22 protein-coding genes are annotated in these 23,198 nt (G+C 73.4%); 8 read left to right on the forward strand and 14 right to left on the reverse strand.

Annotation, left to right across the window (positions count from 1 at the left end; translation table 11 throughout):
- Positions 1-47: 47 nt before the first annotated feature.
- Positions 48-1,778 carry a cation:proton antiporter gene (locus tag KV394_RS02370; RefSeq protein ID WP_206252674.1) on the reverse strand — a complete coding sequence of 577 codons (1,731 nt, stop codon included), beginning with the start codon at positions 1,776-1,778 and terminating at the stop codon, positions 48-50.
- Positions 1,779-1,808: 30 nt separating this feature from the next.
- Positions 1,809-2,123 (reverse strand): MerR family transcriptional regulator, encoded by a 315-nt coding sequence (locus KV394_RS02375; protein WP_136034662.1) that lies wholly within the window; start codon positions 2,121-2,123, stop codon positions 1,809-1,811.
- Positions 2,124-2,247: 124 nt separating this feature from the next.
- Here KV394_RS02375 and KV394_RS02380 point away from each other — a divergent pair, with 124 nt between their 5' ends.
- The 5 genes from KV394_RS02380 to KV394_RS02400 all read left to right on the forward strand — a co-directional run bounded on the left by KV394_RS02380 (position 2,248) and on the right by KV394_RS02400 (position 5,615).
- Positions 2,248-2,670, forward strand: coding sequence for an Hsp20/alpha crystallin family protein (locus tag KV394_RS02380; protein ID WP_136034660.1), 423 nt, complete (start codon positions 2,248-2,250; stop codon positions 2,668-2,670).
- Between the two features lie 72 nt (positions 2,671-2,742).
- Positions 2,743-2,967 (forward strand): DUF2795 domain-containing protein, encoded by a 225-nt coding sequence (locus KV394_RS02385; RefSeq protein WP_247982216.1) that lies wholly within the window; start codon positions 2,743-2,745, stop codon positions 2,965-2,967.
- An 82-nt stretch (positions 2,968-3,049) separates the two neighbouring features.
- Positions 3,050-4,087 carry an LLM class flavin-dependent oxidoreductase gene (locus KV394_RS02390; RefSeq protein ID WP_247982217.1) on the forward strand — a complete coding sequence of 346 codons (1,038 nt, stop codon included), beginning with the start codon at positions 3,050-3,052 and terminating at the stop codon, positions 4,085-4,087.
- 331 nt (positions 4,088-4,418) lie between these two features.
- On the forward strand, positions 4,419-5,291 hold the full coding sequence (locus KV394_RS02395; protein ID WP_247982218.1) for an endonuclease domain-containing protein: 873 nt from the start codon (positions 4,419-4,421) through the stop codon (positions 5,289-5,291).
- A gap of 117 nt (positions 5,292-5,408) precedes the next feature.
- Positions 5,409-5,615, forward strand: coding sequence for a methyltransferase (locus tag KV394_RS02400; RefSeq protein WP_136034652.1), 207 nt, complete (start codon positions 5,409-5,411; stop codon positions 5,613-5,615).
- Positions 5,616-5,833: 218 nt separating this feature from the next.
- On the opposite strand, the gene pheA is transcribed toward KV394_RS02400, so the two are convergent.
- Entirely contained in the window at positions 5,834-6,784 is a 951-nt protein-coding gene (pheA, locus tag KV394_RS02405; RefSeq protein ID WP_136034649.1) for a prephenate dehydratase, read from the reverse strand.
- Positions 6,785-6,861: 77 nt separating this feature from the next.
- Between pheA and pgm the strand changes: the two genes are divergently transcribed.
- A complete protein-coding gene (gene pgm / locus KV394_RS02410) occupies positions 6,862-8,505 on the forward strand; it encodes a phosphoglucomutase (alpha-D-glucose-1,6-bisphosphate-dependent) (RefSeq protein ID WP_136034647.1) in 1,644 nt (547 codons plus the stop codon).
- A 93-nt stretch (positions 8,506-8,598) separates the two neighbouring features.
- Here the strand turns inward: pgm and KV394_RS02415 are convergent, their stop codons facing one another.
- The 10 genes from KV394_RS02415 to KV394_RS02460 all read right to left on the reverse strand — a co-directional run bounded on the left by KV394_RS02415 (position 8,599) and on the right by KV394_RS02460 (position 19,022).
- Positions 8,599-9,417 (reverse strand): ABC transporter ATP-binding protein, encoded by an 819-nt coding sequence (locus KV394_RS02415; protein WP_136045508.1) that lies wholly within the window; start codon positions 9,415-9,417, stop codon positions 8,599-8,601.
- An 11-nt stretch (positions 9,418-9,428) separates the two neighbouring features.
- Positions 9,429-10,463 (reverse strand): ABC transporter substrate-binding protein, encoded by a 1,035-nt coding sequence (locus KV394_RS02420; protein ID WP_247982219.1) that lies wholly within the window; start codon positions 10,461-10,463, stop codon positions 9,429-9,431.
- A gap of 30 nt (positions 10,464-10,493) precedes the next feature.
- Entirely contained in the window at positions 10,494-11,345 is an 852-nt protein-coding gene (locus KV394_RS02425) for an ABC transporter permease (protein WP_136034641.1), read from the reverse strand.
- Positions 11,346-11,486: 141 nt separating this feature from the next.
- Positions 11,487-12,590, reverse strand: coding sequence for a glycerate kinase (locus KV394_RS02430; protein ID WP_136034639.1), 1,104 nt, complete (start codon positions 12,588-12,590; stop codon positions 11,487-11,489).
- Positions 12,587-13,651, reverse strand: coding sequence for a LacI family DNA-binding transcriptional regulator (locus KV394_RS02435; protein ID WP_206252667.1), 1,065 nt, complete (start codon positions 13,649-13,651; stop codon positions 12,587-12,589). Before KV394_RS02435 ends, KV394_RS02430 begins: the two co-directional genes overlap by 4 nt.
- Positions 13,652-13,694: 43 nt before the next feature.
- Complete coding sequence (locus KV394_RS02440; RefSeq protein WP_247982220.1) at positions 13,695-14,459, reverse strand: sugar phosphate isomerase/epimerase family protein; 765 nt, start codon at positions 14,457-14,459, stop codon at positions 13,695-13,697.
- Positions 14,460-14,519: 60 nt separating this feature from the next.
- Complete coding sequence (locus tag KV394_RS02445; RefSeq protein WP_247982221.1) at positions 14,520-15,392, reverse strand: sugar phosphate isomerase/epimerase family protein; 873 nt, start codon at positions 15,390-15,392, stop codon at positions 14,520-14,522.
- Positions 15,389-16,600, reverse strand: coding sequence for a DUF993 family protein (locus KV394_RS02450; RefSeq protein WP_247982222.1), 1,212 nt, complete (start codon positions 16,598-16,600; stop codon positions 15,389-15,391). The genes KV394_RS02445 and KV394_RS02450 overlap by 4 nt, the downstream gene beginning before the upstream one ends.
- On the reverse strand, positions 16,597-17,766 hold the full coding sequence (locus tag KV394_RS02455) for a Gfo/Idh/MocA family protein (protein ID WP_136034629.1): 1,170 nt from the start codon (positions 17,764-17,766) through the stop codon (positions 16,597-16,599). The genes KV394_RS02450 and KV394_RS02455 overlap by 4 nt, the downstream gene beginning before the upstream one ends.
- A gap of 155 nt (positions 17,767-17,921) precedes the next feature.
- Positions 17,922-19,022: a substrate-binding domain-containing protein gene (locus KV394_RS02460; protein WP_247982223.1), complete on the reverse strand. Its 1,101-nt coding sequence runs from the start codon at positions 19,020-19,022 to the stop codon at positions 17,922-17,924.
- A 193-nt stretch (positions 19,023-19,215) separates the two neighbouring features.
- On the opposite strand from KV394_RS02460, the gene KV394_RS02465 reads away from it, so the two are divergent.
- Positions 19,216-20,229, forward strand: a complete 1,014-nt coding sequence (locus KV394_RS02465) for a hydroxyacid dehydrogenase (protein WP_247982224.1) — start codon at positions 19,216-19,218, stop codon at positions 20,227-20,229.
- On the forward strand, positions 20,226-22,232 hold the full coding sequence (locus KV394_RS02470) for a DUF2264 domain-containing protein (RefSeq protein WP_247982225.1): 2,007 nt from the start codon (positions 20,226-20,228) through the stop codon (positions 22,230-22,232). The genes KV394_RS02465 and KV394_RS02470 overlap by 4 nt, the downstream gene beginning before the upstream one ends.
- A 2-nt stretch (positions 22,233-22,234) precedes the next feature.
- On the opposite strand, the gene KV394_RS02475 is transcribed toward KV394_RS02470, so the two are convergent.
- On the reverse strand, positions 22,235-23,197 hold the full coding sequence (locus KV394_RS02475; protein ID WP_247982829.1) for a LacI family DNA-binding transcriptional regulator: 963 nt from the start codon (positions 23,195-23,197) through the stop codon (positions 22,235-22,237).
- Position 23,198: the final 1 nt, after the last annotated feature.

Consider the following 23,198-nt stretch of genomic DNA (forward strand, 5'->3'; position numbering starts at 1 on the left):
CTCCGGGAGGCGGGGCGTTCTCGTGTGCGGGGTGCGAGGCGACCGCGTCAGACGCGGCCCTGCTGACGCGTGGCGCCGCGCGTGTCCATCGCCAGCTCCTCCGCATCCATCGCGGTCAGCAGCTCCCGCATGACCTCCTCGTCGAGGTTGCCCGCGTCGCGCTCGGCGACCAGGATCTCCCTCCGCACCTGCAACCACCCCTTCGACAGCGCGACCAGGTCGTCGAACGACGGACGGCTCGAGGTGTCCTCCACCCGCTGCGCCTCGTCGGTGTCCTTCTCCACCCTGGTCATGCGCTTCGTGAAGGCGTCGAACACGCTCAGGTCGACCGCACCGTGCTTCTGCTCCCACTCGACGCGCTTCTGCGCCAGGTACTCCTTGCCCGCCTCCCGGCTCTTGGCCTTGACCGCCTCGAGCGCGGCCTCGTCCTCCGCGTGCTCGGCGTCGCCCCGGATCCCGAGCCGCCGGATGAGTAGCGGCAGCGTCAGCCCCTGCAGCAGCAGCGTGCCCACCGTCACGATGAACGCCACGACGACGATCGCGTGCGAGGCCTCGGTGTCGAGCGTCGCGAGGTCGGCCGCGGCCACCGCGATCGCGAGCGTGACCACGCCGCGCATCCCCGCCCAGGAGATCACGGCGTTGTCCTTCCACGTGAGCTGGAGTCCGGCCATGCGCTCCCGCACGATCTGCGTGCGCAGCTCGTCCGCGCTGTACTGCCGCCAGCGCCGCGACCGCCGCCGACGCTCGTCGAACTCCCCCGAGGCGATCCCCCGGTCCATGCGCGCGAGCCGACGACGGTCCTGGAAGTTCGCCCACGCGCTGGTGGGGTAGATGTACAGGGGCCGCACGAGCAGCACCACCACCAGCACGGCGAGGGACAGCAGCAGGATGCGCCCCACGGACTCGCTGCTCAGGTCGCGGAGCACCCGCGGGAACTGCAGCCCGATGTACGCGAACACGAAGCTCTCCAGCAGCAGGTCGGCCGACAGCCACAGCGGCGCCTCCTGCTGCCTGGTGGTGTAGTCGGTGCGCGGGGCGTTGAACCCCACGTACAGTCCCATCGCGACGACCGCGAGCACGCCGGACCCCAGGAGGTGCTCGGCGATGCCGTACGCCCCGAACGGCGCCAGCAGCCCGAACGTGCCGATCACCACGGGGTCGCTGATGCGCATGCGCAGCTGGTGGAGCACGATCCCGAACACGAGCCCGACCGCGACGCCGACGCCCACCGCGACCAGGAACTGCCAGACCCCGTCCCACACCGTCAGGGTGGCCCCGGCGAGGATCGCCGCGAACACGCGGTACAGCGTGAGCGAGGTGGCGTCGTTGATGAGGCTCTCGCCCGACAGCACCGTCATGATGCGCCGAGGGAGCCCGAGACGGCGGCCGATCGCGGCGGCGGACACGGCATCGGGCGGTGCGACGATCGCCCCGAGCAGCAGCGCACCGGGGAGGGTCAGCGACGGCAGGATCCACCACGCCACGAGGCCGACCGCGAGCGCGGTGAGCAGGACGAGCCAGATGCCGAGCCGTCGGATCTGCGGCAGGCTGCGCTTGAACCCGACGAACGACACATCCAGCGCGGCGGAGTACAGCAGCGGCGGCAGCACCAGGCCGAGCAGCAGGTGCCCGTCGATGGGGAGGTCGGGCACGATCGGCAGGAACGAGGCGGCGAGCGCGACCACCGTCACCAGCAGCGGCGCCGGCCACCCGCGCCAGCGCGCGAACGCGGCCACGGCGACGGCTCCGACGAGGACGTAGAAGATCCCGGCTTCCATGGGGGAAGCGTAGCGTCGTCCGAGGACGGGTCAGCGGGTGGGGCGACGCCGCGCGGGCGTGCGGGCGGTCTCCGCGTCGAGCGCGTCGCGGAGTCCCGCATTCTCGTCCTGCAGGTCGAGCACACGGGCGATGCCGGCGATGTTGAGCCCGTCGCCGCGGAGCTCGGCCGCGCGTCGCAGCCGCTCGATGTCGTCGTCGCTGTAGCGGCGCGTGCCGCCGTCGCTGCGGGCGGGGACGAGCAGCCCCTTGCTCTCGAAGAGGCGGATGGTCGCCTCCGGCAGGTCGACGAGCTGGGCGGCCACGGCGATGCCGTAGACGGGGGTGCGCGAGTCGCGTGCGGTCATCCTGACGTGTCCTCGGATCGGGGTTGCGAGATCGGTCATCTCGTTCTATAACAAATCTATACCCCACGTGCAGATAATCTGCACACCACCTCAGCCCATACGGGCCGCACGAAAGGAGAACCTCATGGCACTGACCTTCGATCCCTTCAGCCAGCTCGATCGCTTCGCCGCGAGCGTGCTGGACTCCGTTCGCGCACCCCGGTCGATGCCGGTGGACCTGTACCGCGACGGTGACCGCTACATCCTGCACGCCGACCTCCCCGGCGCCGACCCGGGCTCGATCGACGTCGACCTCGACGGCGGTCAGCTCACCATCCGCGCCCAGCGCACCGCCGACACGCGCGAGGGCGTGCGGTGGCTCGCCCGCGAACGCGGCGCCGGCTCGTTCCTGCGCCAGTTCTCGCTCGGCGACGGCGTCGACCTCGACAGCATCAGCGCCTCCTACGAGAGCGGGGTGCTGTCGGTCGTGATCCCGGTGAGCGAGCGCGCCAAGCCGCGCAAGATCGTCGTGGAGTCCGGCGAGCAGCGCCAGGCCATCGACGCCTGACCCGCGACGGGGCGGCGCACCCGCGCCGCCCCGTCCCCCTCCCCTTTCCTCCTCCCCGCAGAAAGGACGACCATGGCCCTCTCCCCCACCCTCGATCGCTTCCTCGCCGGCATGGAGTACCCGGCGACGCGCGACGACCTGCTGCGCGAGGCCACCCGCGACGGACTCGACGCCGACGACCGTGCCGTGCTGCGCACCCTCCCCGAGCAGAGCTACAGCGCCGCCTGGCACATCCGCTACCACCTGGCCCGCGCCGCGCTCCGCGAGTCTCTGACCCCCGCCGCCCGGGCCGCCTGAGCCCGCACCCGCGCGGTCGCGTCACGGACGCACCGGTGCGAGGCCGGGAATGCCCGCGCGACGTCTCGGGTTGCATCCGGGGATGAACGACGTCGCCCTCTCCGTCCTCGACCTCGTGCCGGTCCGCTCCGGCCAGACCAGCGCCGAGGCCATCGCCGCCTCCCTCTCGCTCGCCGAGACCGCCGACCGTCTCGGCTACCGCCGCTACTGGTTTGCGGAGCACCACAACATGCCCGCGGTGGCCTCGACCACGCCCCCGGTGCTGATCGCCGCGGCGGCCGCGCGCACCCGGCGGCTGCGCCTGGGCTCGGGTGGCGTGATGCTGCCGAACCACGCACCCCTCATCGTCGCCGAGCAGTTCGCGGCGCTCGAGGCCATCGCGCCGGGACGCATCGACCTCGGCCTGGGCCGCGCGCCCGGGAGCGACCCCGTCATCACGCAGCTGCTGCGCGGCAGCGGCACCACCAGCGACGTCGAGCAGTTCCCGCGTCACGTGCAGGACATCGCGGCGCTCTTCTCCGCCGACGGTGCCACGGTGCGCTTCACGTCGGGCGGCGAGTACACCGTGCGGGCCACCCCCGCCGCGACCGGCGTGCCCGAGGTGTGGCTGCTCGGGTCGAGCGACTACTCCGCGCAGCTCGCCGCCTCGCACGGACTGCCCTACGTGTTCGCCAACCACTTCTCCGGCCAGGGGCTGGAGCGGGCGCTCGACCTGTACCGCACGAACTACCGCCCCAGCGAGGAGCACCCGGAGCCGCGCACGTTCCTCACCGTCAACGCGGTCGCCGCCCCCACCGCGGACGAGGCCGAGCAGCGCGCCCTCCCCCAGCTGCGGATGATGGCCCGGCTGCGGCTCAACCAGCCGCTGGTGGCGCTGGAGACCGTGGAGCAGGCACTCGCCGCGACCTCCGACGCCGCGACCGACCAGGTCGTGCAGGCCGCCCGGTCGCGGTGGTTCGTCGGCACGGGCGAGTCCGTCGCCGCAGAGGTGCGGGCCTTCGCCACGCAGCACGGCGTGGACGAGGTCATGCTCTCGCCCGTCGCCGGAGCGTTCGAGGCCGAGCCCGCCGACACCTCGCCCGGACGCACGCAGACGCTCGAGCTCATCGCGACCGCCTGAACCCGGCGCGAGGGGCTGGCCCCCCGGGCCCCGTTGCCCGGGTCGAAAACGCCCCTCCCGCCCCTCGCCCCGGCACGTTTCCCACCCCGCACCCACCACGCGACCCGACCCGCTCGGTGCCGGGTCGAAAACGCTCCTCCCACCCCTCTCGCCGGCACGTTTCCCACTCCGCACGTTAGCCATCCCTCCGTCACCGGCGAGGGCAAGGACGGGTTCTCCCCAGGGCGTGGGCAGAGGGAACGAAGGGGCGCCGTGGCGATCTTCCGCTGAGGATCATGGCCGAGTGCGACATCGGATCCCTCTCCCGCCGGAACTCGGAACACGCTTCTCGGTGCGCGACGCCACGCTCGCGGGAGTCGGGCGGAAGCGCTACTCGAGTGCCGACCTGCGTCGACCCTTCGCGGGAATCCGTGCGACGTCCGACCCGACGACGTTCGAGGAGCGCGTCGCGTGTTACCTGCCTCGGCTTCGTCCCGGGCAACTGTTCGCCGGACGCACGGCCATGCGGCTCTGGGGGCTCCCGCTACCGTTCCGCTGGCGGCCGAGCGAGCCCCTCGACGTGGCGGTGGCGACCGGATCAACCCCGCCCCGAACCGCCGGGGTTCGCGGGCGACGCATCGCCCCGGGTCGCGCCGTCGAAGATCGCGTCGACGGAGCAGCGGTCGTCGACCCGATCGCGGCACTCTTCCTGTGTGCCCCGGAACTGGAAGACCGCGCCCTCACAGTCGCCCTGGAAGCGGCGATCGCCACGGCCTCCTGCTATCCGGGGCTGCGACCCGACCGTCCCCCGGCGACGCTGGACTCGATCGAGCGACGGCTGAGCGAGTGGGGCCGTTTCCCCGGCTGTGCGCGCGTGCGGGCCCAGCTTCCCCACACGCGCTCGGGTGCGGAGTCACCCAAGGAGACCGAGACTCGGCTGCTGCTCACCGGTGCGGGGCTACCGGAGCCGATGATCCAGTACGTCGTGTCGGCCCACGGCCGATTCGTGGCCAGGGTCGACCTCGCGTACCCGCAGTGGCGCGTCGCCATCGAGTACGAGGGAGATGGGCACCGGACGGACCGCGATCAGTGGCGGGTGGACATTCGGCGGCAGCGAGACCTCGAGGATCTCGGGTGGATCGTCATCCGTGTCACCGAGCTCGATCTCCGCGACGGGGGACGGTCACTCGTCGCCAGGATACGCAGGGCGACGAGCACCCGCTGACTCCCGCTCGTGCCAGCGCACCGACGCGAGCTCGGCGGCGTCGACGCCCTCGTGCCCTGGGGCTGGCCCGCGCCTGCCGAGAGGCGTAGCCTCGGCGACAGAGAGAGGGGTTCGACGATGAGCACCAAGACACTCGCACTCTGGGTTGCCTACGGTCCGAACGGCGTGGTGGGCAGCATCCGTCACAACGACGAGGGGTACGTCGTGACCATGGCAGGCGCGGACGCCGCGACCGGCACGTTCCCGAGCTTGGCGTCGGCGAAGGGAGCACTCCATTCGCGGCTGGTGCCGGGGAGCGCGTGGCCCCTGTTCCAGGAGCACTGAGCGGGCGCCGCCTCGCCGCCTCGCCCGTCCGGGTCACTCCGTGCGGGATCGATAACGGGCCTACCCGCGGCGCCAGAGGGACGTTTTCCACCCGACACGCGCCCCGGAGCCGTCCCCGATGCGGGGTCGGAAACGTCGCGAAAGCGCCATCGGAGGCACGAATTCCACCCGGCACCGGCTTCCACCTCGGCACCCGCACCGAAGCCCGGGGACGGGTGTCAGGACTCGGGCTCGCCGGAGAGGATGCCGCGCAGCCAGTCGCGTGCCTCGATGAACACGTCGTCGGAGTAGCGGTCGGGGTACTGCACGATCTGCCGGTCGGCACGCGGGTACGACCCGAGGAACACCACGCGCGGGCTGAAGCGGCGGATGCCGAGCAGGGCGTCGGCCATGCGCTCGTGCTCGATGTGACCGTCGGCGTCGATCACGAAGCGGTAGCGGCCGAGCTCGTCGCCGATCGGGCGAGACTCGATGAGCGAGAGGTTGATGCCGCGGGTGGAGAACTGCTCCAGCATCTCCAGCAGCGAGCCGGGGTGGTCGTGGGGCAGCTCCACGATGAGGGAGGTCTTGTCGGCCCCGGTCGGCTCCGGGGAGCGCGTCGTGCGGGTGACCAGCACGAAGCGCGTGACGGCGGCCGCGTTGTCGCCGATGCCCTCTGCGAGCACGTCCACGTCGTAGTGCTGCACGATGCCGGGGGCCGCGATCGCCGCCTGGGCGGGCAGCGAACCGTCGAGCACGCCGATCGCCGAGGCCACGTTGCTCGCCGCCGGCACGTGCGAGTGCCGCGGCAGGTGCTCGCCGAGCCAGCCGTGGCACTGCGCGTACGCCACGGGGTGCGCCGCGATCACCTCCACCTGGTCGAGCGTGGTGCCGCGCGGGGCGACCAGGACGAAGTTGACCCGCACCAGGTACTCGCCGATGATGCGCAGCCCGGGGAGCGTCGCCAACGCGTCCTGCGTGGTGGACACACCGCCCTCGATCGAGTTCTCGATCGCGATCATCGCGGCGTCGCTGCGGCCCTCCAGCACGTCGTCGAGCGCCTCGCCGACGTTGTGCACGGGACGCCACACCTGCCCCCTGGCCTCCGCCACCTGGTCGAGTGCCGCCTCGGTGAAGGTTCCGGCTGGTCCGAGATAGCTGTAGGTGCGGCGATCGGTCACGGCGTTCAGCCTATCCCTCGCTCGCGCACCGGCCTCCCGGATGTCAAGCGGATGCGCGCATCCGGATCACGGGGCAGACTGAGAGGATGAGCAGTCGTGCCGGCCTCCCCGCGGAGGAAAGTGACCTGATCGACGTCGACGAGCTGATCGCCGCCTACTACGACCGCGTGCCCGACCCGACGGTCCCGGCCGAACGGGTCGTGTTCGGCACCAGCGGCCACCGCGGCTCCTCGCTGACGAAGAGCTTCAACGAGAACCACATCCTCGCCACGACGCAGGCGATCGTCGACTACCGCGCCGCGCAGGGCATCACCGGGCCGCTGTTCCTCGGCCGCGACACGCACGCCCTGTCGCTGCCTGCCGAGCGCAGCGCGATCGAGGTGCTGCTCGCGAACGGCGTGGACGTGCGCGTCGACGCCCGCGACTCCTGGGTGCCGACGCCCGCCCTGAGCCACGCGATCCTCACGTACAACAGGGGTCGCGCGACCGACGACCCCGGCCGGGCCGACGGCATCGTGGTCACCCCGTCGCACAACCCGCCCCGCGACGGCGGCTTCAAGTACAACCCGCCGCACGGTGGTCCCGCCGACACCGACGCCACGGGCTGGATCGCCGACCGCGCGAACCAGCTCATCGCCGACGGCCTCACCGAGGTGAAGCGCGAGCGGTTCGCCGACGTCGACTGGGACGCGATCACCGGGTACGACTTCCGCGACGCGTACGTGCGCGACCTGCCGTCGATCATCGACCTCGACGCGATCCGCAGCGCGGGCGTGCGCATCGGCGCCGACCCCCTCGGCGGGGCATCGGTGGAGTACTGGGCGCTGATCGCCGAGATGCACGACCTCGACCTCGACGTGGTGAACCCCGAGGTCGACCCGACCTGGCGTTTCATGACCCTCGACTGGGACGAGAAGATCCGGATGGATCCGTCGTCTCCGTCGGCGATGGCGTCCCTGGTCGCCCGCAAGGGCGACTACGACGTGCTCACCGGGAACGACGCCGATGCCGACCGGCACGGCATCGTGACCCCGGATGCGGGGCTCATGAACCCCAACCACTACCTCGCCGTCGCGATCGACTACCTCTTCTCCCACCGCGAGCAGTGGCCGCGCGACGCCGCGGTCGGCAAGACCCTCGTGTCGTCGATGATCATCGACCGGGTGGCGGAGTCGCTGGGCCGCCGTCTGCTGGAGGTGCCGGTCGGGTTCAAGTGGTTCGTGCCCGGGCTGCTCGACGGCACGGTCGCGTTCGGCGGCGAGGAGTCGGCCGGTGCGTCGTTCCTGCGCCGCGACGGCTCCGTGTGGTCGACCGACAAGGACGGCATCCTGCTGTGCCTGCTCGCGGCGGAGATCATCGCGGTCACGGGCAAGACCCCGTCGGAGCGCTACGCCGAGCTGGAGCAGGCGTTCGGCGCCTCGGCGTATCAGCGCGTCGACGCCCCGGCGACGCCGGAGCAGAAGGCCACGCTGGGCAAGCTGGCGCCGGAGTCGGTCACCGCGACCACGCTGGCAGGCGAGGACATCACGGCGAAGCTGTCGCACGCCCCCGGCAACGGTGCGGCGATCGGCGGGCTCAAGGTGCAGACCGAGCACGCGTGGTTCGCCGCCCGCCCGTCGGGCACGGAAGACGTCTACAAGCTCTACGCCGAGAGCCTGCGCGGCCCGGAGCACCTCGCCGAGGTGCAGGAGGAGGCCCGCGCCGTGGTGTCCGCCGCCCTCGGCGACTGACATCCGGGCGACCCCGGCGGGATCGGAACGACCCCGGAGCGGGTGGGGACGTTCGCGATCCCGCGCAGGGGTGGGACCGGAGGGCGGGGCGGTTCAGTCCGCGTCGGTGGAGGAGCCGAGCAGCTCGCGCACGCGACTCGACACCCGGTGGAACTCCGGCGTCTCCAGCACCTCGGCGTACCCGCGGCGGGCCGGGAGGTCGACCCGGTGCTCCTCCAGGATCCGGCCGGGACGCGGACTCATCACGATGACGCGGCTCGCGAGGTAGACCGCCTCGGCGACCGAGTGCGTCACGAGCAGGACGGTGGTCCCGGTGGCGCTCCAGATGCGGTTCAGCTCCACGTTCATGCGCTCGCGCGTCAGGGCGTCGAGCGCACCGAACGGCTCATCCATGAGCAGCACCCGCGGCTCGTGCAGCAGCGCGCGGCACAGCGAGACGCGCTGCTGCATCCCGCCCGAGAGCTCGTGCGGCAGCGACTTCTCGAAGCCGGTGAGACCGGTCATCTCGATGAGCTCGTCGGCACGGGCCTGGGCCTTGCGCATGTCCATCCCGCGCATCTCGGCCTGGAGGAGGATGTTGCCGCGGACGCTGCGCCATTCGAGGAGCGCCGCGCGCTGGAAGACGTACCCGATGTCCTGCCGGGGACCGCGGACCTCGTCCCCGCGGAGGCGGATGCTGCCGCGGCTGGGAGCGGTGAGTCCCGCCACGGCTTTGAGCAGCGTCGACTTGCCGCATCCGGACGGGCCGGCGATGGAGAGGAACTCGCCCTCCTCCACGCGCAGGTCGACCCCCTCGAGCGCGGTGACCTGACGGCGCTTGGAGGCGAACGTGATCGCCAGGTCGGAGACCTCCAGCGCGGGGCCGGTGGGCGTGGCCGCCGTGGCGCGCGCCTGCTGATCGTGGGTGAGCATGCGATCCGACCTCACTTCCCGGGGGTGAACGCGTCGTCGAAGTAGGTCTCGACGTCACCGTCGCCGGAGATGAGGCCCGCCTTCGACAGCACCTCGAGCGTAGCCTCCCAGTCCTCGGCGGCATTCGCTCCGGGAGCCTGGCCCTCGGTGGCGTCGGTGTGCAGCAGCTCGATGGTCTCCTCCCACTGGTGCAGCAGCACCTTCTGGGCCGGCATCTGCGGGTCCTTGCCCTCCATCGCGGCGACCGCGGCCTCCGGGTCCTCCTGCGCGGCCTCGAACGCCTCCGAGGTCGCGGCGACCAGCGCCTCGACGAGTTCCGGATCGTTCTCGATCGTGTCGTTCGGGGCGATGAGGCCGTTGCTGAAGAAGTTCAGCCCCGCGTCGGAGTAGCGCAGGTACTCGACGTCCTTGCCGCTCTTGTCGGCGATGGTCGGTCCCTGGTCGTGGGCGAACCCGATGAGCCCGTCCACCTGGCCGGAGAGCATCGCGGCGATCTTGCCCGCGGCGTCGAGGTTCTGCTGGGTCACGTCGCCCTCGTCGAGCCCGACCGCCTCGAGGTACATCGGGAACGTCGTGGTCGGAGCGTCGCCGGCGGAGACCGCGATGGTCTTGCCCTTCAGGTCCTCCGGGCCGGAGATGCCGGAGTCAGCGAAGACCTGCACGGCCGACGGCGTCGTCTGGAGGAAGACGCCGACGCTCTTGATCCCGACGCCCTTGTCGATGTTCGCGAGGACGGCGGGGGTGTCGGCCCAGCCGAAATCGACCTGGCCCTGTCCCACGGCCTGGGCGGTCTTGGTCGAGCCCTGCCCCGCCTTGATCGTGAGGTCGATCCCGTGCTCCTCGAAGATGCCCTGGTCGACCCCGTAGTAGAACGCGGCGTGCTCGCCGTAGGGGTACCAGTTGAGCATGAGCGTGACCGGGGTGAGCGCGTCGGCGTCGTCGCCGCCCTCGCCCGCCGGGGCCGAGGAGCCGCCGCACCCGGAGAGGGCGAGCACCGCCGCGGACGCGAGGGCGATGGAGCTGAGGATGGTGCCTGACTTCTTCATCAGTGCCTTCTTTCGTGGGTGCGAGGGGGGTCAGAGTCGGACGGTGGCCGCGGCGACGTCGCGCTTGGACGCGTGCCACGGGATGAGGAAGCGCTCGGCGACCTGGATGATGCCGAAGAGGATCACGCCGAGAAGCGACATGATGATCAGCGCCGCGAAGAGCATCGCGGTGTCGAGGTTGCCGTTGGCCTGCAGGATGACGTAGCCGAGCCCCTCGTTCGCGCCGACGAACTCGCCGACCACCGCGCCGGTCACCGCGAGCGTGGCGGCGACCTTCAGTCCGGACAGGAGCTCGGGAAGAGCGGCGGGCAGCCGCACCTTGAGGAAGGTCTTGAAGCGGCTCGCTCCCATGGTCGACGTGAGCTGGAGGATCTCGGGATCGACGGTGCGCAGACCTGCGAGGCCCGAGATGACGACGGGGAAGAACGCCATGAGCACGGCGACGAGGATCTTGGGCTCGGCGCCGAACCCGAGCCACACGACGAACAGCGGCGCGATCGCGATCTTCGGGATGACCTGGGCGAACAGGATCACCGGGTAGAGCGTCTGCTCCAGGCCGCGGGAGTAGACCATGAGCACCGCCACGAGGACGCCGACGACGACCGCGATGACGAATCCGATCACGGTCTCGTAGGTCGTGACCCAGGTGTTCTGCGCCAGGTAGGCCGCGTTGTCGGTGAAGGCCGCCCAGGTGTCGGCGGGCGACGGGATGATGAACGCCGGCACCCACCCGAGGCTCGTCGAGACCCACCACAGGGCGATGACCGCGAGCACGAAGACGAGCGGGTGCCAGTGGCGGCTCCACCAGCGGACGATGCCCGCGGGCTCGGGTCGGTCGGCGGCCAGCGCCAGGGTCATGGTCGCGTTGGGGGCAGACGACATGTGGTCCTCGACATCTTCGTGAAGGATTCGGGAAAGCGCATTCCCGAGCGGTGTTGCGAGTCTATGCCGCCGGTTCCCTCGTGTCAACGCGCGCGGTTCGTCGAGGCGCGCGGGCTCGGGGATCCCCGACCGGCACGCGGGTCACCGGGAGCGCGCGAGGGCGGCGCCGGCGACGCGGAGCCAGCGGGCGGGGTCCTCGAGGGCGCTCTCCCCCGAGCCGGCGAGGACCGTGAGGGAGACGGTCGCGGCGAAGATCCCGACGTCGGCGTCGGGCGTGATGCGCCCCGCCGCGAGCAGGGGGCGTGCGCCCGCCGCGGCCGCCATCCCCGCGAGGAACGACGGCACCTTCCCGTCGCCGGACTGGCCGTCGTACGACCCCTCGCCCGTGACCACCACGTCGGCGCCCCGGACGGCGTCGGCGAGGCCGATGAGCTCCGCCACCTCGGCAGCCCCCGGGGCGAGGACAGCACCCCAGCGCACGAGGGCCGCCCCGGTGCCGCCCGCCGCTCCGGCGCCCTGGTGCTCCGCGTCCACGTCCAGCAGCGACGCGAGCCGGGCGAGCGCCGCGTCGACACGGGAGATGTCGCCCGGATCGGCCAGGCCCTTCTGCGGACCGAAGACCGCCGCGGCCCCGCGTGCGCCCGTGAGCGGATTCGTCACATCGGTGAGCACCCGCACCTCGGGAGCCGCCCGCAGGCCGTCGAGGTCGACGGCCGCGACGTCGTCCAGGCCCCGGGCTCCGGGCGCGACCGGGCGTCCCGCGCCGTCGAGGAAGCGGGCGCCCAGAGCGGTGAGCATGCCGATGCCGCCGTCGGTCGACGCGCTGGAGCCGATGCCGAGCACCAGCCGCGAGACGCCGTGGTCGAGCGCGGCGACGATGGCCTGCCCGAAGCCCGTGGTGTCCGCGTCCCACGGACGCGGTGCGGCGAGCAGCTCGATGCCCGACGTGGAGGCGATGTCGACCACTCCGGTGCCGTGCGGCGCACCGTCGTCGGGCGGCAGGAGGAGCCAGGACGTGTCGTGCGCGTCGCCGGCGGGACCGGTGACGCGCACGGGCATGCGCCGCGCCCCGGGGACGGCCGCCGCGAACGCCGCCACCGTGCCCTCCCCGCCGTCGGCCATCGGGCGATGCACGAACTCCGCGTCGGGCTCGACCTCCGCCCACCCCGCGGCGAGAGCCTGCGCCGCCGCAGCCGCGGTGATGCTGCCCTTGAAGCTGTCGGGCGCGAGGACGACCCGGGTCACGCCGCTCCCGGGGTGCTGTCGCGCACGACCACCTCGAGCGCGAGCGGCGGCTGGGTCCAGTCGTCGTCGACGATCGCCCGGAAGGCCTCGTACCCGGCGTCGCTGAGCGGCACCCGGACCGTGGTGAGCGCGGGGGTCACATCCCGGCTGGACGGCACGTCGTCGAAGCCGCACACCGCGATGTCCGCGCCGACCTCGCGCCGCGCCGCACGGATCGCCGCCATCGCACCGATGGCCACCACGTCGCTGATCCCGAACACGACCGTGCCCGTCGGCACGCCCGCATCGAGGGCCGCGGTCATCGCCGCCGCGGCGGACTCGCGTCGGAAGTCGCCGCGGACGGTCTGCGCCACCGCGCCGCCGCCCTCCTCGAAGCCCGCGCGGAACCCGGCGAGGCGGTCGTCCGAGGTGCGCACGCCCTCCGCCGCCCCCACGAGAACGGCCGAGCGGTACCCGAGCTGTGCCATCCGGCGGCCGAGGGCCGTGGCACCGGCGCGGTTGTCGATCTCGACGCGGCGCGCTCCCTCGGCCTCCGCGCCGAACGCCACGACACGTCCGCCGAGTCGGATGAACTCCGCGAGCTCTCGGGCCGTCTCGGCCTGGCCCTCCTCCTGCGTGCGCGACGCGGCGAGGATGAGGCCCTGCGGCCGCTGCCCGCGCAGAGCCCGCACGATCCGCGCCTCGCGGGCGGGATCGCGCTCCGTGATCGCCACGGTGACGACGAGACCCTGCTCGTCGGCGCCGCGCGCGACGCCCGAGGCGATGAGACCGAAGTAGGGATCGGCGATGTCGGCCACGAGGAGGGCGATCACCGGCGAGCGCCCTCGTGCGGTCGCCTGGGCCGAGACGTTGGCCGTGTAGCCGAGGGTCGCGGCGGCGGCCTCCACCCTCTCGCGGAACGCGGCAGCGACCTTGCGCTCTGACCCGTTGAGCACCCGCGAGGCCGTCGCGAGCGAGACGCCGGCCTCGAGGGCGACGTCGTGCAGGGTGGGCGCCGGACCGCGGGCGTGGCGAGGACGACGCGCGGTCGGCGGCTCCGCCGGGGCGGCTGGCGTGGTCATGCCCAGAGCCTACCGGCGGGCGCCTCGGGCCCCTCGGCCGGGGTCATGCGGGCCGGCCGAGGTAGGCGCGGAGGGCGGCGGCCTCCCCCGCGAGGTGCGCGGGGTCGTCGTCCGGGACGAACTCGAGCAGGGCGTCGCGGGGCGGTCGCTCCGCCGCAGCCGCCTCCGCGGCGACGCGCGTCCACAGCGCCTCCCGGGTGCGCAGCGGGTGCCGCTCGGTCCGCGGCCACCAGGAGAACACGTGCACGGCGCTCACGTAGGCGGCGAGCCGTCGGTACTCCTCGAGCGCATCGGCATCGGGAGCCCCGACCGTCGGCTGCCAGTAGCTCGACAGCGCCGGATGGTCGACCTCGGCGAGCACCCGGAGGGCGGCCTCGGCCGTGTCGGCGAGGGTGCCGGAGTGGAACTCGAGGGCGAGCCCGATCCCGCGGGCGGCCGCCTCGACCGCGGCGGCGCGGAGGCGCGTGACCACCTCGGCGCGCTCGCGAGGCGTCGCCGCGGCGGATCCGGTCGAGCCCGCCCACACGCGCACGCGGTCGGCCCCGAGCGCAGCGGCACTGTCGAGCACGGCCGTGAGGGACTCGGCCGCCCCCGCACGGAAGTACGACCCGTAGGACGCGACCGCGAGCCCGGCGTCGGCCGTGAGCCGCGCCACCTCTTCGGCACGCGCGACATCGCCGGGCGGCACGTGCACGTCACCGCCCCACTCGATCACCTCCAGGCCCGCGGCCGCCGCGAGGGCGACGATCCGGGCGGGCTCGAGCGCGCGGAACGTCACCGAGCACAACCCTGGGCGCATCCCCGTCATGGCCTCATCATCTCAATCCCCCTCGCCGACGGGACCCCGCCACGGCGGCACGACCGGCGGTCATCGCAGGTGCGGGGAGACGGTCGCGGCGAACGACTCGGCCGTGCGCCGGACCACGGCGCGCGGATCGGCGGCCCAGACGTCCGCGCGGAAGATCTCGACCTCGATGTCCCGGTCGTAGCCGGTCGCCCGCACCGCGCGGGTGAGCACGCCGAAGTCGATCACCCCCTCCCCCGGGTAGTGCCGCGACAGCAGCGGGTCGGCGGCGAGCGGCGTCTTCCAGTCGCACACCTGGTACGTGGCGATGCGGTCCTCGCGCCCGGCGCGCGCGATCTGATCGAGCACCTGGGGGTCCCACCAGATGTGGAAGGTGTCCACGGCGACCCCCACCACGGCCGGGTCGAAGTCGGCGGCGATGTCGAGCGCCTGTCCGAGCGTCGACACCACGGCGCGGTCCGACGCGTAGAGGGGATGCAGCGGCTCGATCGCCAGGGTCACGCCCGCGCCGCGGGCATCGTCGGCGAGGGCTCCGATCGCGTCACGCACGCGCTCCCTGGCGCCGACGAGGTCGCGCGACCCCTCGGGCAGCCCTCCCGCGACGAGCACCAGGACCGCCGTCGACCCCTCGGCCCCCGCCGCCGCGAGCGTCGCGGTCTCCTCGATCGCCCGCCGGTTGTCGTCGAGCGCGGCCTCGCGCGCGGGGCCGGCCGGGAGCGTGAAGAAGCCGCCCCGGCAGTGCGTGCTGAAACGCAGCCCGGAGTCGGCGAGCATGCGCGCCGCCCCCGCGAGGCCCACGTCCTGCACGGGCTCCCGCCAGAGGCCGATCGCCGCGAGCCCGGCCTCGGCCGTGACCTGCAGCGCCGTGGCGAGGTCGGCGTGCTTGATCGTGGCCTGGTTGAGGGAGAGACGCGGGTCGGGGAACGGGGCGGTCATGCGTCGACGCCGTTCAGCCGGAGGAGGCCGTGCCAGCGCTCACGGGCGAGCTCCGGCCGCTCGAGGGCGAGCGCCGCGTTCGCGAGCTCCACGACGCGACTGAGGTGCGGGAGGCTCCGGGCGGAGTGGAGTCCGCCCACCATCTGGAACGCCGGCTGATGGCCGTTGAGCCACGACAGGAAGGCCACGCCCGTCTTGTAGTAGTAGGTCGGCGCGGCGAACACCTGCCGGCTGAGCTCCTCGGTGGGCCCGAGCAGTGCGAGGTAGCGGTCGGGGTCGTCCGCATCCAGCGCCTGGATCGCCGCCGACGCCACGGGGGCGATCGCGGCGAAGGCCCCGAGCAGCGCATCCGAGTGCCCGTGCGAGGCCGGCGTCGCACCGCCGGAGCCCAGGCTGTCGCCGCCGATGAGGCCGACGTAGTGGAAGTCGTCGCCCGTGAACATCCGCACGCCCGCGGGGAGCCGGTCGCGCACCCAGACCTCGGAGTCGGCGTCGAGCAGGCTCATCTTCACCCCGGCGATCGCGTCGCGGTGCTCGGCGATGATGTCGAGCAGCACCCGTGCCGCTTCTTCCCATCCGGCCGAGCCGTCCGCGGCCGCCGTCGGCGCGAAGTACCCGGCCAGCTCGGGGTCGAACGCGGTGCCGAGCCAGTGCAGCACCACGGGCGCGGACGCGCGGGACAGCACCTCCCGGTACACGCGGCGGTAGTCGTCGGCGCTCTCGGCCGCCCTGGCGAGGTGTCGCGACGCCATGAGCACCGGCCCCGCTCCCTGCTCCTCGGCGAAGTGCAGCTGCTCGACGTACGCGTCGACGATGCGATCGAGCGGGATGTGCGCGTCGTCGACCTGATCGGTGTTGACCCCGACCACGACCGACCCGCCCTCCTCGCGGGCGACCTCGGCGCTGCGGGCGATGAGCTCGCGCGTCGCGACCGCGTCGAGTCCCATGTTGCGCTGCGCGGTGTCCATCGCATCCGCGACGCCGAGCCCCCACGAGTACACGTTGCGGCGGAACGCGAGCGTCGCGTCCCAGTCGATGTCGGCGGGGCGTCCGGGGGTGTTGTCGGCGTGCGGCTTCGGCACCACGTGGGCCGCCGCGTACGCCACCCGGCTGCGCAGTGGTCCGTCCGGCCGGGTCACGGCGTCGGGCGCACGCAGCTCGACGCCGGAGGTGCGCCCGTCGGCGGCGAGCAGACGGAGAGCGCTCATGCCCGGTCCAGCGTCAGCGGTTCGAGCACGATCTTGCGGCCCTCGGCGCTGGACGCCAGGCCGGCTTCCGCGAACTGCACGCCGCGGGCCCCCGCCAGCAGGTCGAACGGGTAGTCGGTGCCTTCGACGTAGGACACCAGGTACTCCTCCCACTGCTGCCGGAAGCCGTTCTGGAAGACCTGGTTGGCGGGCACCTGCTGCCAGTCGGCGTCGTAGTCGTGGTCGTCCTCCAGGTCGGGGTTCCACACCGGCTTGGGGGTGGCGTTGCGGGGCTGGATCTTCGCGCCGAAGAGTCCGACCACCGCGGAGCCGTGCGTGCCGTCGACCTGGAACTCCACGAGCTCGTCGCGGTTGACGCGGACCGTCCACGAGGAGTTGATCTCGGCGACGACGCCGCCCGCCAGCTCGAAGATGCCGTACGCCGCATCCTCGGCCGTCGCGGTGTAGTGCTCGCCCTTCTCGTCCCAGCGGTCCGCGATGTGCACGGCCGCCTGGGCGTAGACGCTCGTGACCTCGCCGAAGAGGTTCTCGAGCACGTAGTTCCAGTGCGGGAACATGTCGGTGATGATGCCGCCGCCGTCTTCCGTGCGGTAGTTCCAGCTCGGTCGCTGCGCGGGCTGCCAGTCGCCCTCGAACACCCAGTAGCCGAACTCGCCGCGCACCGACAGGATGCGCCCGAAGAATCCGGAGTCGATGAGGCGTTTGAGCTTCTGCAGCCCGGGGAGGTAGAGCTTGTCGTGCACGACGCCGGTCTTCACGCCGGCGTCGCGGGCGAGCCGGGCCAGCTCCAGCGCCTCCTCCAGCGACTCGGCGGTGGGCTTCTCGGTGTAGATCGCCTTGCCCGCGGCGATGGCTTTGCGGATCGCGGAGGCCCTGGCCTTCGTCACGAGGAAGTCGGCGTAGATCTCCCACTGCGGGTCGGCGAGCGCGGCGTCGAGGTCGGTCGTCCAGTCGGCGATGCCGTGGGCCGCGGCGAGTTCCGCCAGCTTGGCCTCGCTGCGGCCCACGAGGATCGGCTTCACGGTGACCCGCGTGCCGTCCGCGAGCTCGATGCCGCCCTGGTCGCGGATCGCGAGGATCGAGCGCACCAGGTGCTGCCGGTACCCCATGCGCCCGGAGACGCCGTTCATGATGATCCCGATCTCGCGGGTCGTGGCCTGTGCCATCTCGGTCCGTTCCTTTCGGTGGAGGGGGATGCGCGGCCCGGATTCGAGGATGCGGGTAAGCGCTTTCCGAGATCATGGCACGAGAACGTCCACCCCGCAACCGCGGCGGACCTCGGGCGCGCACGGCCGGCCGCATCACCGCGCGGCCCGCCGGGTCACGCTTCCGGCGGCGACCCCGTGCTGGCGCGCACGTGCAGAGCCGGGGCCAGCGCCACCCGCTCCGCCGGGCGATCGATGCCGTCGCGCAGGCGTTCGCGGAGCAGCTCCACGGCGCGGCGGCCCACCTGCGGCTTCGGCGGGCGCAGCGCGGTGAGGGGCGGGGCCCCGTTCATCGCGATCTCATCGTCGTAGGCGAGGAGCGACACGTCGCCCGGCACCCGCCACCCCGCATCGACCAGGTGCTGCTGCAGCAGGAGCGCCTGCGGGTCGGAGTGCACGAGCAGCGCGGTCGTCGCCGTCGCCCGGATCTCGTCGAGGAGCGCGGTGACGAAGGGCCCCACCGCCGACCGATCCATGCGGTCGAGGGCGACCTCGCGGTCGACCCCCGGCTCGAGACCGAGCTCCTCGACCGCACGGCCCCACCCGCGGCGCAGGGCGGCGGAGGTCGGCGACTGCGGCGAGGTGAGGATGCCGACCCGCCGATGGCCGAGGCCGGCGAGATGACTCGCGGCGAGCGCGCCCCCGAACGCATGATCGGTGACGACGCTCTCGAGACGCGTCAGCGCGAGGACGTCGGGCGCGCGACGCTCGACGAGCACGACGGGCAGGGGCAGCGCATCCAGCCAGGCGAGGAGGGCATGACCGTCCGCGCCCGCGGTCTCGGGAGCCACGATCAGCCCGTGGACCGTCCCCGACGCGACCAGGGCGGAGATCTGTCGGCGCTGGTCGGCGGCCGCATAACTCGCCCCCCGGAGCACGATCTGCGTGTCGGTCTCGATCCCCGCCACGCGGGCGCCCTCCACCACCTGCGGCCAGTAGTAGCTCAGCGACGGCACCACCATGCCGAACCGTCGCGGAGCGGACAGCGGCCGAGCCGCGGCCGGGTCGAGGGTGCTGCGGAGCGTGGCGCCGCCGTGCACGCGCGTGAGGAGCCCCCGCTCCGCGAGGTCGGCGATGTCGCGGCGGATCGTCAGCTCGGCCACGCCCAGGTCGCGGGCGAGCGCGGACACCCGCACGGCCCCCGCGCGCCGCAGCTCGTCGAGGATCCGCTCGCGGCGGGAGATGCCGAAGCGCGGCGCCTCCTCCCCGCCGCTCACGTCGCGGCCTCCCCGTGTGTCGTGGACGCACGGCACCGCTCAGCCGAGCGGGCGCGGTGTGGGATCGGCATCGGGACTCCTTGTTCGAGTGTGTTCGATCATGACAGACCGTGTTCGTCTCCATTGCGCGCACCGCCCCGCCGTCCTTCACTGGAGCGGCGCCGACGTCCGTCGCGCAGGCCCCGAGGAGACCATGTCCGCCCGCCCCACCGTCCTCGTCGCGATGTCCCCCGATGCCTGGGACCTCCTGTTCGACGGCCCCCGTCGCAACCGGCTCGCGGCACTCGCCCTGATCGACGACCCCGTTCCCGTCACCGCCGTCGACGCCGCCGCCCCGCAGGAGCGCCTCGCTCGGGTGGAGGCGCTCGTCACGGGGTGGGGCGCGCCCGCGCTCGACGAGGCGGCCCTGGCCCGGCTCCCCCGGCTGCGCGCGGTGTTCCATGCCGCCGGGAGCGTCCGCGGCCTCGTGTCCGAGGCACTGTGGCACCGGGGCATCCTCGTCACCTCCGCCGCCGACGCCAACGCGGCCCCCGTCGCCGAGTACACCCTCGCGATGATCCTCCTCGCCGGCAAGCGAGCCCTCGTGCCCCTGCGGACGGCCGACCCGCAGCTCGACCTCCGCACCGGCGCCCGCGTCGGCCGTCGCATCGGCAACCTCGACCGGACGGTCGGCATCGTCGGGTTCTCGCGCATCGGCCGGCGCGTGGTGGAGCTGCTCCGGCCGTTCCCCGGCATCGAGGTGCTCGTCGCGGATCCCTTCGCCGATGCGGCCGAGGTCAGGGCCGCGGGCGCCGAGCTCGTGCCGCTGGCGACACTGCTCCCCCGCGTGGACGTGCTGTCGCTGCACGCCCCGGCGCTCCCGGCGACCCGCGGCATGATCGGACGCGCACAGCTCGCCGCCCTCCGCGATGGCACGACCATCATCAACACGGCCCGCGGAGCGCTCCTCGACCACGACGCCCTCGCCGACGAGTGCACGGACGGACGACTCGACGCCGTGCTCGACGTGACGGAACCCGAGCCCCTGCCCGTGGACTCGCGGCTGCTGCAGCTGCCGAACGTCGCGGTCACCCCGCACCTCGCCGGCTCGCTCGGCAGCGAGACGCGGCGGCTCGCTGATGCGGCCCTCGACGAGCTGGAGGCCTGGATCGCCGGGGCTCCCCCGCTCCACCCCGTGCGCCCGGCCGACCTGGAGCACGGCGCGTGAGCGCTCTCCCCCTCCCTCCGGAGGACCGCGACCTGTCGCCGTACACCGGCTGGGGTCGCGCGCACCTCCAAACGGTCGCCGACGCCATCCTCGACGGGGCCGCGCGGTACGCGAGCCCCACGGGCGCCGGTGTGCGCTATCCGGGCCGCCCTGGCGGTTTCGGCCCCGCGGTCGACGCCCTGGAGGGCTTCAGCCGCACCTTCCTGCTCGCCGCGTTCCGCATCGCCGGAGACCCCGACGGCACCGGCGACCTGGCCGCGCGGTATGCGCGCGGACTCGCCGCCGGAGTGGACCGGGGGAACCCGGAGCGCTGGCCCCGGCCCGACGAGGTCGATCAGGCGAAGGTGGAGGCCGCAGCCCTCGCCGTCGGGCTCCACCTCACGCGGGACACCGTCTGGGCTCGACTCGACGACACCGCACGCACCCGCACGATCGACTACCTCGCCGGGTTCATCGGAGGCTCGTACCCGCCGAACAACTGGGCCTGGTTCCGCATCCTCGTCGAGCAGTTCCTGGAGAGCGTGGGCGGCCCGTTCTCGACCGAGGACCGCGGGGCCGACTTCGCCCTGCTCGACGGGTTCGAGCGGGCCCACGGCTGGACCTCCGACGGCGCCGCGCGCTCGTTCGACCACTACGCGGGCTGGGCGCTGTCCTTCTATCCCGCGATCTGGGCCGACATGGTCGCCGACGATCCGCGGCACACCGCCCGGATCGCCCGCTCCCGCGCCCGCCTCGACGACTACCTCGACGACGCCCTGCACCTCGTCGGCGCCGACGGCGGACCTCTGATCCAGGGCCGCAGCCTCACGTACCGGTTCGCGTCGGCGGCGGCGGCGGGCGCTGCGGCCTTCACGGGCGGATCGCGGCACGGCCCTGGCCTGCTGCGCCGCGCCATCAGCGCCCAGGTGCGGCACTTCGTCGACCGCGGGACCCCGGACGCGTCCGGCGTGCTCCCGCTGGGCTGGCACGGCGCGTGGCGGGCGCTCGCGCAGGACTACTCGGGCCCGGGGTCGCCGTCCTGGGCGGCGAAGGGGCTGTTCGCGCTCGCGCTGCCCGCCGCCCATCCGGTATGGACGGCCGTGGAAGAACCGTTGCCCATCGATGCGGGGTCGTTCGCGCGGGTGCTCGCCGCGCCCGGGTGGCTCGCGAGCGGCACCCAGGAGGACGGTGTCGTGCGCATCGTCAACCACGGCACCGACCACGGCGTTCCGGGAGAGCGGCATCCGGACGCGCCGCTCTACGCGAAACTCGGCTACTCGACGGCGACCGCGCCCGTGCTCCGCACGCCCGGACTGACGGAGCCGCTCGACGGCACCGCCGCCCTGGTGCGGGACGGTCGCCCGAGTCACCGCTCCGGCTTCTCGACCGGGACGCTCCGCGAGCGCGGAGGGACGCTGCTCGGCGGGTCGTCGGGGCGGGTGCACTGGCACCGGGAGTTCGTGTCGGCGTTCGACGTGGGCGGCGGTGCGGCGGCGCGCGTCACCGAGACGGGGCCGGTGCTCGACGTCGTGTCGGTCGTGCGCGGCGCCTGGGAGGTGCGGCTGGTGCGTGTCCGCGACGCGAAGGGGGAGGCGGCCGCGACGCGGGTGCGGGAGGGCGACCAGCTGCGCGTCGGGGGATGGGCGCTGTCGGGAGAGGATCTCGTCGAGGACGGCCCGGGGAGCGTGTCCGCCGGAGCCGAGGCGGGGAACGCGTCGCACGGCAGCGGGCGGCCCGGCGGTCGCGCGCCCGCGCGGCACAGCCGCCTCGTGGAGCTGCACGGCACGGACGGGGCGGCCTCGGGCGTGCGGGTCGAGTCCGACGTGACACCCCTGGCCCCGCGGACGGCGACACCGTGGCTCACCGTTCCGGCGCGCCCGGGGGCCTGGGTGGCGGTGGGGGTGCTGCTCGGCGTGGCCTCGGCGTCGCCGCAGCTCACCCCGCAGGAGGGCGGGTGGCTGGTCGTGTGGGCGGACGGGTCGACGACCGCGTTCGACGCGGAGGAGCTGCTGCCGTCCGGCTGACCTCAGCGGTGCGCGGTGCTGTCGCGCACGAGCAGCCGGGTGGGCACGATCGCACGGTCGCCGTCCGCCGCCGGGTCCGCTCCCTCGATCGCCGCGACGAGGGCGCCCACCGCCCGCTGTGCCAGAGCGGAGAAGTCCTGGCGGATGGTGGTGAGTGGCGGCAGGTAGTCCGCGGCATCCGGCACGTCGTCGAACCCCACCACGCTCACGTCCGCGGGCACACGGCGTCCGGACTCCGCCACGGCCCGCAGCAGACCGAGGGCCATCTGGTCGTTCGCGCAGAACACGGCCGTCGCGGGAGCCAGCGCGGCACCTGCCGCGAATCCCGACCGCGAGGTCCAGTCGCCGCGGACCACCGCGGGCGCCGCGATGCCGCCCGCGGCGAGCGCCTCCCGCCATCCCCGCTCGCGCTCGGCGGCGGCGAAGGAGTCGGCGGGCCCGGCGAGATGGTGCACGGTGGCGTGTCCGAGGCTCAGCAGGTGCGCCGTGGCCGCGGCCGCCCCTCCTGCGTGATCGCTGTGCACGACGATCGCCCCGGTCTCGGCGGGCGCGTCGACCACCACGAGCCGCAGACCCGGAGGCCGCGGGGCGGACGGCACGAGCGCGGAGGCCTCGTTCAGCACGACCGCGCCGTCGACGCCCTGGTCCGCGAGCTGGGCGAACGCCGCCTCGACGCCCTCGGACGCGGTGACCACGGTGAGGGCGTAGCCGCGTTCGGCCGCCGCCTCGGCCGTGGCCTGCAGCATGCGGGAGTTGCCGATCGTCGCGAGGGTGGTGACGACGAGGCCGATCGTGTGCGAGCGGCCCGTGCGCAGGGCTCGCGCGGCGCGGTGCGGCCGGTAGCCGAGCTCCGCCATCGCCGCCTCGACGCGGGCACGCGTGGCCGGATCGACCCGCGGGCTGCCGTTGACGACGCGCGACACCGTCTGGCCCGAGACTCCGGCGCGCGCGGCGACCTGGGCCATG

The organism is Microbacterium sufflavum (assembly GCF_023101165.1).
GTDB classification, from domain to species: Bacteria; Actinomycetota; Actinomycetes; order Actinomycetales; family Microbacteriaceae; genus Microbacterium; species Microbacterium sufflavum.

Bases quoted from the DNA above. Each gene is read 5' to 3' on its own strand.
- KV394_RS02370 (WP_206252674.1), bottom strand. From the start codon at position 1,778: ATGGAAGCCGGGATCTTCTACGTCCTCGTCGGAGCCGTCGCCGTGGCC.
- KV394_RS02375 (WP_136034662.1), bottom strand. From the start codon at position 2,123: ATGACCGCACGCGACTCGCGCACCCCCGTCTACGGCATCGCCGTGGCC.
- KV394_RS02380 (WP_136034660.1), top strand. From the start codon at position 2,248: ATGGCACTGACCTTCGATCCCTTCAGCCAGCTCGATCGCTTCGCCGCG.
- KV394_RS02385 (WP_247982216.1), top strand. From the start codon at position 2,743: ATGGCCCTCTCCCCCACCCTCGATCGCTTCCTCGCCGGCATGGAGTAC.
- KV394_RS02390 (WP_247982217.1), top strand. From the start codon at position 3,050: ATGAACGACGTCGCCCTCTCCGTCCTCGACCTCGTGCCGGTCCGCTCC.
- KV394_RS02400 (WP_136034652.1), top strand. From the start codon at position 5,409: ATGAGCACCAAGACACTCGCACTCTGGGTTGCCTACGGTCCGAACGGC.
- pgm (WP_136034647.1), top strand. From the start codon at position 6,862: ATGAGCAGTCGTGCCGGCCTCCCCGCGGAGGAAAGTGACCTGATCGAC.
- KV394_RS02415 (WP_136045508.1), bottom strand. From the start codon at position 9,417: ATGCTCACCCACGATCAGCAGGCGCGCGCCACGGCGGCCACGCCCACC.
- KV394_RS02420 (WP_247982219.1), bottom strand. From the start codon at position 10,463: ATGAAGAAGTCAGGCACCATCCTCAGCTCCATCGCCCTCGCGTCCGCG.
- KV394_RS02425 (WP_136034641.1), bottom strand. From the start codon at position 11,345: ATGTCGTCTGCCCCCAACGCGACCATGACCCTGGCGCTGGCCGCCGAC.
- KV394_RS02435 (WP_206252667.1), bottom strand. From the start codon at position 13,651: ATGACCACGCCAGCCGCCCCGGCGGAGCCGCCGACCGCGCGTCGTCCT.
- KV394_RS02440 (WP_247982220.1), bottom strand. From the start codon at position 14,459: ATGACGGGGATGCGCCCAGGGTTGTGCTCGGTGACGTTCCGCGCGCTC.
- KV394_RS02445 (WP_247982221.1), bottom strand. From the start codon at position 15,392: ATGACCGCCCCGTTCCCCGACCCGCGTCTCTCCCTCAACCAGGCCACG.
- KV394_RS02450 (WP_247982222.1), bottom strand. From the start codon at position 16,600: ATGAGCGCTCTCCGTCTGCTCGCCGCCGACGGGCGCACCTCCGGCGTC.
- KV394_RS02455 (WP_136034629.1), bottom strand. From the start codon at position 17,766: ATGGCACAGGCCACGACCCGCGAGATCGGGATCATCATGAACGGCGTC.
- KV394_RS02465 (WP_247982224.1), top strand. From the start codon at position 19,216: ATGTCCGCCCGCCCCACCGTCCTCGTCGCGATGTCCCCCGATGCCTGG.
- KV394_RS02475 (WP_247982829.1), bottom strand. From the start codon at position 23,197: ATGGCCCAGGTCGCCGCGCGCGCCGGAGTCTCGGGCCAGACGGTGTCG.